The following is an 8,304-nucleotide window of genomic DNA, read 5'->3' on the forward strand; positions in this document are numbered from 1 at the left end:
ACTCCGGGGCGGCGGGGGCGGTCAGTCGAGGCGAGCGAGCACCACGCGCAGTCCGATGACACTGGCGATGGGGAACAGGGCGGCGACCAGCCATGGGATGGCTGCGCCCCAGCCGGTGTCGGGGGAGGCGTCGATCACCACACCGAGTGCGGTCGATCCGATGAGCACTCCGATGCCCCCGAGCGAGGCCATGAAGCCGTAGTACGAGCCCAGTCGACGTTCGGCCGCCATGCGCGGCACCAGGTCTCGGGCCTGTGGCATGGCGATCATCTGCCCCAGCGCCAGCAGCAGCACGAACAGAGCGGCCGGGACGAGACCGACCGGACCTTCCAACTCGAAGGGACTGAATACCGCGACCAGGGCGAAAGAAACTGCCATGACGGCGAATCCGATCGGCAGCGTGATCCGCGGTGATACCCCGGCGACACGTCGGGTGATGGGCAGTTGCGCAGATACCACCAGTACTGCCGAGATCGCGAAGAACCACCCCAGCACCGTCTGCGAACCCCAGGCGCGTTCGACCTCGAGGGGCAGCAGCAGGTACAGCTGGTTGTAGGCCACCAACTGCGCGCTCATCGCCACCGCGAACAGCACGAAGGTTCGGTTGCGCACCACGTCGGTCCAGCCCGAGAGCCATGGGTCGTCGCGATGCTCGCCGCGCTCACGCGGCAGCCACCGCATGTGAGCGGCGACGACCAGAACGAAGATCGCCGCGGCCACGAGGCACGCGATCCTGAAATCGACGAGCAGCAACACCGATCCGACGAGCGGGCCGGTGAACGAGCCGATCTGGCTGCACACCGACATCAGCGCGAAGCTCTCCACGCGCGTGGGTCCGCCGTCGCGTTCGCTTTTGCCCGCCTCGATCGCCACTGCGGATTCGACTGCAGGGGAGAACAATGCGGCTGCGAATCCCACCATCACCGTCGCGATCAACACGGCAGGCAGCGAATCGGCGAAGGCAAGACCGACAAATCCCAGCACCCGCAGAACACAGCCGACAAGAACGACCGGCTTGATGCCCCACCGATCGGCGAGGGTGCCACCGACGAAGAACAGTCCCTGCTGCGAGAAGGTTCTGATTCCGAGAACCACTCCGACGACCGCGGCACCGAGTCCGAGGTCGCTCGTCAGATGCACCGACAGATACGGCAACACCATGAAAAAGCCGATGTTGAAGGTCATCTGAGTGAGGACGAGCAAGCGAACGGTGGGGGTGGCCCGCCGCAGATCGACCAAAAACGACCAGCGCCACCGCGTCGGCGATCCGTCGGTCCTCGTGCTCACGTACTGCGCCCTCCTGCGTCGACTTTCTCGATGACGCTACCGGTCTTGCGCACCCGCCCCGAGGTGGCACCGGCGAGCGAGACTGCGAGAACGGCGAGTGCGATCAACGACGCGAGCGGAGCGGCGGTGACCCACGGTGCCCGTTCGACGGCGGCGACCCCGTCGGACAGTATCAATCCCCAATCCGCGGTGGGGGGTTGCGGACCGAGGCCGAGGAATCCGAGGGCCGCGAGAGCAAGAGCGACACCGGGAAGCCGAATCATGGCGTGCCGCAGAACTACCGGAACGACGCTGGGCACGATGGATCCGAACAGGATTCGCGCATTGCCTGCCCCGAGTGTCGGCAGAATGGAGATGTACGGCCGAGCACGAGTCTCCTCGACCAGAGCGGCAGTGTGCGCGGCGAGCGGAGCCCACGTGACGATGAGAACGGCAACGGCCGCCCCGCCTGCACTCGGACCCCAGATCGCCGCGATGAGAATGCCGGTGACGACGGGCGGTGCCGCATTGGTGACCTCGACCAGACCACGCGAGGCCCGCGGAATCAGTCCCAGCAGCACGCCGACCACCAGGGCCGCGAACGTCACCGCCAGCGAGAGTCCGATGGAGCGCAGTGCGCCGTCGGCCACGCGGGCCAACAGATCTCGGCCCGACGCGTCCGTACCGAAGGGGTGGGCCGATGACGGGGCTGCGAACTTCTCCCGCGTCGTCGCCTGGCCGTCGCGTGGGAGTCCGGCCACGACCATGATCAGCAGGACCGACGCCGCCGCGATCGGCACCACCCAACGCCGGGGTGACGGGTGGAAGACGCCGGACGGGATGGGCATCGCCTTCTCGTGCAGGGCGCTGCCGAGCAGTAGCCGTCGCACGAGTTCGGCGGAAATCCCCAGAACGGCACTGACGGCCAGCAGAAGGATGATGTCGATCTGCAGGGCGGGAAGATCCTGTGATTGCGCATCACCGAGAGTGGTGCGGCCCAATCCCGGTATGGCGAAAACCTTTTCGACGGCCACTGCGCCACCGGTCATGGCGACCATGATCAGCCCGATCTGCGATGCGAGCCCGGGGAGGGCGCGTCGCAGAACCGCCCCGGCGATCTGCCGCCGCGAGAATCCTGCGACCGTCCACGTGATGACCCAGCCCTCGGTGAAGGTGACGGCGATCGCGTCGGCGAGAAGACGTCCGATCAGCCCGCCGGCAGGCAACCCGAGCGCGAGCGCAGGCAACACCGCGTACTCCGGGCCGTTCCAGCCGTACGCCGGGAACGACAGCCACACGGCTCCGACGAGGACCAGCACCGAGGCGAGCAGAAACTCCGGCATCGACGTGAGCGCTGCGGCGACGCCACCCCCGGTTCGCTTCGGGGTGCCGCGCAACCCCGCCCGCACGCTGGGGAGCACGACCAGGGCGGCCGTGACGACCGCAACCAGCATCGCGAAGCCCATGAGGTTGAGTGAGACCGTCAATGCATCCAGGGCACCGGGCAGTACGGGCTTGCCGGTGTTCCACGATGTTCCGGGATTGCCCGACGCGATGCCGGTGAGCCAGTCCCAGAACATCCGCAGCGGCCCGGCATCGAGACCGAGGTCGCGGCGAATGGCCGCCAGAGCCTCGGGGGTTGCTTCCTGTTCGGCCGAGCGAGCTCGCAGAATGCTCAGTGCCGGATCGCGATTCGACAGCCACGGCAGCATGCCGACGATCAGGACGACACCGGCGACGGCAACCAGCCGCGAGGCGGTTGTTCTCACTGCTTACTCGAAGGCGGTCTGGTTGGTGATGAGCGTGCGTTCCCGCGGATCGCGGGCGACACCGGTGAGGCCTTCGGATTCACCCTGGATGACGCGTTCGTGCAGCATCGGCACGGCCGCATCCTTCTCCAGGATGAGCTTCTCGGCGGCCAGGATCGCGGCGCGGCGGTCGTCTCCGGGCTCGGTGGCCGAGGCGTCTGCCAGCGCCGTGTCGACCTGCGGGTCGCAGAACTGGGAGATGTTGAACGATCCCTCGCAGGCGAAGTCGGAGTACATGTATGCCACCGGGTCACCGGAATCGAGGACGGTGGCGCGGGAGAGGATGAAGGCATCGAATGCACCACTGAGAGCATCGGTTTCGATGAACTGGTATTCGCGCACCACCTGCTCGACCTCGAAGCCCTTCGCCTCGAGTTCCTGCTGCAACAGCACGGCGACCTCGGGAAGTTCGGCGCGGTCGGTGAACGTGGCGAGGGTGATCTTCTTGCCGGTGGCATCGCCCGCCGGGGTCTCGGTGCGCGCCGGACGGTCCGCCGCCCACGGCAGCGCGGGGCCGAGCAATCCGTTCGCGGCGTCGGCACGACCCTCGTACACCTGCTCGACCAGACGATCCTTGTCCACCGACTCCCGTGCGGCGGCGCGCATGGCGGGGTCCGCGAACACTCCGGACGACGTGTTCAGATACAGGGTGTTGGTGCGCGGCATCGGAACCTCGTGCACCAGCGACTGGTCGAGGTTGGCGGCCTGCGACACCGGAATCGCCTCCACCACATCGGCGGTGCCGTTACGTAGCGCTGCTGCGCGGGCCGTACCGTCGGGCACGAAGTCGGCGTCGATGCCGGCGAGCTTCGCGAGCTCACCCCAGTAGTCCTCGTTGCGGTCCAGCGTGGCACTGGACGTGCCGTTCACTGCGGTGAGCACGAAAGGTCCGGTGCCGGTTCCGACGGGGTCGCTGCCGCCTGCAGAGTAGGCCGCGGGTGCCAGGATGGCGAGCTGCGGGCTCGAGAGTCGTTGCGGCACCAGTGGATCGATGTCCGCGGTGGACACCTCCACCGTGTCGTCGTCGGTAGCGGTCACCGTCAGCTCGACCCCGTCGAGGATGCGCGGCTTCGGCGCGGCGGTAGTGGCAGCAGTCAGTGCGGTGACGACGGCAGCGGAGTCGAGTGGCGCACCGTTGTGGAACCTCACGTCGGGTCGAAGGTCGAAGCTCCAGGTCCGGTCGTCGACGCGATTCCAGGCGGTGGCCAGCTCGGGCTCGGCGTCGCCGAGATCATCGAGAGTGACGAGGGTTTCGGCGGTGGACCAGCGCGACAGCTTGAAGGCATCATCGCTGAATTGCGACAGCCCTGAGCGTGGTGGTTGCAGCATCGCCACGCGGGCTCGATCTGCGGTGTCGTCGGCGGCACCCGAAGAGAAGCAGCCGGTGAGCGTGAGGGTGCCTACCGCTGCCAGGGCACCGATACGGAACACGTTGGTAGACAACAGAGTGGTGGTCAATGGATCTCCTGTGATGGTCATGCAAGCCGGGGTACGGCGTCGATCAGGTCTCGGGTGTAGGAGTGCTGTGGTTCGGTGAGAATGCCTCGTACGCTGCCGGTTTCGACGATTCTGCCGTCGTGCATCACCGATACGTCGCTGCAGAGTCGAGCGACTGCAGACAGGTCGTGGCTCACGATCAGCAACGCGCTGGACAGTCCGGCCAGAACCGCGAGGACCTGCTCACGCAGATCCGGGTCCAGTCCGCTGACCGGCTCGTCCGCCAGCAGGTACTGCGGTTCGCATGCCACCGCGCGCGCGATGGCGACGCGTTGGTTCTGACCACCGGACAGTTCCGTCGGTCGGCGTTGCAGATAACGCTCGTCCAGCCCGACAGCGGCGAGTGCGGAACCTGCTTTGGCTCGATGATCGCCGTCGACGCCCAGAAGTCGAAGCGGCGTCGCCACCAGATCCAGCACACTGCGGCGTGGATCGAGGCTGGTGGCCGGATCCTGGGGTACGTACTGCACGAGTCTGCGAAACCACCGCAGCGAGCGCGCGGAACCCGGACGTACTGTGCGGGCGTCCAATTCGATGACCCCTTCGGAGGGCACATCCAGCGCCAACAGCATGCGCAGCAACGTCGTCTTTCCCGAACCGGATTCGCCGACCACGGCAACGCGAGCGGCCGGTGGCAGCGTGAACGAGACGGCGTCCAGCGCGGTACGAGAAGAGCCGTGCCGTACGTAGGTGCGCGTGATGTCCGTGGCCACCAAGCCCGTCATCGCGCGACCAACTGACGAAACGGATCGGCGGCGCGAGCCCGATCGAGCATGCGCACCACGAGCTCGGATTCGGGCCTGTCGAGAATCGCTGCCGTGGAACCGGATTCGACGACCTTGCCCGAGTCGAGAACCATCAGGTGATCGCACAGCTGCGCGGCGACGGCGATGTCGTGCGTGATCAGCAGCAGAGACGCCACCTCACGGAGAGCGTCGAGCACCCGCGCCTGACTGATCACGTCGAGGGCCGTCGTCGGCTCGTCCGCGATCACCAGCGGACTCTCACGCGCCAATGCGGCTGCGATACAGACGCGTTGACGCTGGCCACCGGACAGCTCGAGCGGGTGCGAGGCCAGGATGCGTTCGGTGTCGCGCAGACCCACGCGCTCGAGCAGCGCGGAGGCGTCGGGCGTGCGGAGTTGCTTGCCGACGGTGACCATCGGGTTCAGTGCGGTGGCCGAATCCTGGAAGACCATCGCCGGACGGGCGGGGCGTGGCCGGCGGGGCGTCGGAACTCCGGCGACGTCGTGGCCGTCGACGACGATGCGGCCGGTGCAGGTGATGCCCGGCGGGAGCGCTCCGACCAGTGCCGACGCAATCAGCGACTTTCCCGATCCCGACGCACCCAGCAGGCCGAGGCGTCGACCCGCTGGGATCTCGAAGGAGACGTGCCGGACGATGCGCGAGCGTCCGGCGTCGATGCAGAGGTCATCGACGGCGAGCACGGTTTCTCCTGAGGATAGACATGGGAACGACTTCGACAATCGTTGTCGATAGACGACTGTAGGCGAGTCGGGGGGACGACACAAATTAGGCTGACCGGATGAGCAGGGCGAGGGACGCGCAACGAGCGGCCGTCTACGACGCAGAACAACTGGTTCGCACCATGTTGGATCGCGCCGAGGAGCGGGACCTTCGCATGGTGCAGGTGATGGGTTCGCAGATCACGCTGCCGATCGAGCGCAAGTTCGCCTCCATCGACTCGGTGCAGGCATACGTCGATGCGGTGCTCGCTCTGGAGTGGGTTGCCGCAACGTGGCCCGACGCCGGTCGGGTGGTCACCGTCCGAGCCCGATCGGGTTCGGCTGCGGCGCACTACGAATCGGACACCGCCACCATCGCGGTGCCCCTGCACAGGGGCAACAGGGCGTGGGCGTTGCGGGAGCTGGTGGTGTTGCACGAGCTCGCGCACCACTTCGCCGACGAGAACGAGGAACAGCACGGCGGCGCATTCGTCGACCGCTACATCACCCTCGTCGGCGAGATCGTCGGCTCCGAGGCCGGGTTCGTCCTGCGCGCGATGATGGCCGAGAGCGGCGTCCGCATCGGCTGATGCCGTTCGGGTGCATCATGGGAGACGCAGCCCACACGACGAGGAGATGTCCATGACCGTCAAGATCGGTGTTCAGCTTCAGCCCCAGCACGCTCCCGACTATCAGTTGATCCGCGACGCGGTGTTGCGCTCGGAGGATGCGGGCGTCGACATCGTCTTCAACTGGGACCACTTCTATCCGCTGTACGGAGACCTCGACGGTGCGCACTTCGAGTGCTGGACGATGCTCGGGGCCTGGGCCGAGCAGACATCGAACGTCGAGATCGGCGCACTCGTCACCGGCGGCGGATACCGCAATCCGGACCTGTTGGCCGACATGGCGCGCACCGTCGACCACATCAGCGGCGGACGGTTGATCCTCGGCATCGGCGCCGGATGGAACGAGAAGGACTACGACAACTTCGGGTACGAGTTCGGCACGGCCGGTTCGCGACTGGCCTTGCTGAAAGAGAGCCTCGCCAGAATCCGCCACCGCCTCGACGTCGGAAACCCGGCCCCGACCCGCGACATCCCGATCCTGATCGGCGGCGGCGGCGAGAAGAAGACGCTGAAGATGGTGGCCGAGTACGCGCACATCTGGCACAGCTTCGCCGACCTCGAGGCGCTGAAGCGCAAGTCCGAGATCCTCGCCGAGCACGGCACCACCGTCGGACGCGACGTCTCGGTCATCACCCGCTCGGTCGCGTGGCCGGGAGCGGACACCGCCCAGGACTTCGTCGACGCCGGAGCCACCCTGTTCACCGTCGGCGTCAACGGACCCGAGTACGACCTGGCCGAGCTGGGCCAGGCCATCGAGTGGCGGGACGCGCTCGAGTAGTCACACGTCACTCCAGTTCGCTGAGCGAAACCCTTGCGCGTGGCGCGTTTGGGTGAGTGGGCCCTGGTCCGCTTAGGGTTTTGTACATGGTTGCCGTACGCGCCTCACGCGCGCTCGTGGTTCTCGTTCTCGGACTGTTGATGGCCCTCACGCTCGCCGCGTGTGGCACGTCGAATTCCGATGATCAGGCGGCGGCAGGTCCGACCGACCTGTGCGCCCCTCCCGGAGTCGACAGTGCGTCGTCCACCCCGACGAACTTCGACGCTGCCGCAGCGGCCGCGACGGAGGACAGATACACGACGGACAATGTCACGCCCCTGGACCGGATCGACACCGCATCCCTCGGATTGGCGACGCCGGGAGTGCTCACCGTCGGAACCCTGTCCGACGCCCCGCCGAGCATCTGCCTGGACTCGGCCGGCCAGTACACCGGCTACGACAACGAACTGCTGAAGGCCGTCGCCGAGAAGCTCGGTCTGCAGATCAACTTCTCGGGCACCGAGTTCTCGGGTCTGCTCGCGCAGGTTGCGGGCCGCCGCTTCGACGTCGGGTCGTCCTCGATCACGACGACGGACGAGCGACGCAACACCGTCGGGTTCACCAACGGATACGACTTCGGCTACTTCTCCCTCGTTGCTCAGACCGGCGGCCCGATCACCAGGTTCGAGGACCTGAACGCGGGCAGCAGGATCGGCGTCGTGCAGGGCACCGTGCAGGACGACTACGTGGTGAACACGCTCGGCCTCGATCCGGTGAAGTTCCCGGACTACAACACCGCGTACGCGAACCTGCGCACCGGGCAGATCGACGCCTGGGTGGCCCCGTCCCAGCAGGCGGAAGGCTTGGTCAAGCCGGAAGACG

General features: G+C 66.9%; 8 protein-coding genes. 3 read left to right on the forward strand and 5 right to left on the reverse strand.

The genetic code is table 11. The annotated features are described in order from the left end of the window. Nucleotides 1-21: 21 nt before the first annotated feature. The 5 genes from A2J02_RS05005 to A2J02_RS05025 are packed head-to-tail and all read right to left on the reverse strand — an operon-like array spanning nt 22 to nt 6,018. A complete protein-coding gene (locus A2J02_RS05005; RefSeq protein WP_068047546.1) occupies nt 22-1,287 on the reverse strand; it encodes an MDR family MFS transporter in 1,266 nt (421 codons plus the stop codon). After that, a complete protein-coding gene (locus A2J02_RS05010) occupies nt 1,284-3,035 on the reverse strand; it encodes an ABC transporter permease subunit (protein WP_068047548.1) in 1,752 nt (583 codons plus the stop codon). Before A2J02_RS05010 ends, A2J02_RS05005 begins: the two co-directional genes overlap by 4 nt. Nucleotides 3,036-3,038: 3 nt before the next feature. Beyond that, the gene (locus A2J02_RS05015; protein WP_068047551.1) at nt 3,039-4,553 is read right to left on the reverse strand and encodes an ABC transporter substrate-binding protein; all 1,515 of its coding nucleotides are present in this window, start codon (nt 4,551-4,553) and stop codon (nt 3,039-3,041) included. Next, nucleotides 4,550-5,296 carry an ABC transporter ATP-binding protein gene (locus A2J02_RS05020; protein ID WP_082898656.1) on the reverse strand — a complete coding sequence of 249 codons (747 nt, stop codon included), beginning with the start codon at nt 5,294-5,296 and terminating at the stop codon, nt 4,550-4,552. Before A2J02_RS05020 ends, A2J02_RS05015 begins: the two co-directional genes overlap by 4 nt. Continuing rightward, a complete protein-coding gene (locus tag A2J02_RS05025) occupies nt 5,293-6,018 on the reverse strand; it encodes an ATP-binding cassette domain-containing protein (protein WP_197477938.1) in 726 nt (241 codons plus the stop codon). The genes A2J02_RS05020 and A2J02_RS05025 overlap by 4 nt, the downstream gene beginning before the upstream one ends. Nucleotides 6,019-6,116: 98 nt before the next feature. Between A2J02_RS05025 and A2J02_RS05030 the strand changes: the two genes are divergently transcribed. The 3 genes from A2J02_RS05030 to A2J02_RS05040 all read left to right on the forward strand — a co-directional run. After that, nucleotides 6,117-6,626 carry a TIGR04338 family metallohydrolase gene (locus A2J02_RS05030; protein ID WP_068047556.1) on the forward strand — a complete coding sequence of 170 codons (510 nt, stop codon included), beginning with the start codon at nt 6,117-6,119 and terminating at the stop codon, nt 6,624-6,626. Between the two features lie 46 nt (nt 6,627-6,672). Beyond that, nucleotides 6,673-7,443: an LLM class F420-dependent oxidoreductase gene (locus A2J02_RS05035; RefSeq protein ID WP_179272034.1), complete on the forward strand. Its 771-nt coding sequence runs from the start codon at nt 6,673-6,675 to the stop codon at nt 7,441-7,443. Nucleotides 7,444-7,529: 86 nt separating this feature from the next. Next, nucleotides 7,530-8,304, forward strand: a 775-nt coding sequence (locus A2J02_RS05040; RefSeq protein WP_156516097.1) for an ABC transporter substrate-binding protein, incomplete at its 3' end; no start/stop codon positions are given.

It is taken from the genome of Rhodococcus sp. EPR-147 (assembly GCF_001647185.1).
GTDB lineage: Bacteria > Actinomycetota > Actinomycetes > Mycobacteriales > Mycobacteriaceae > Rhodococcoides.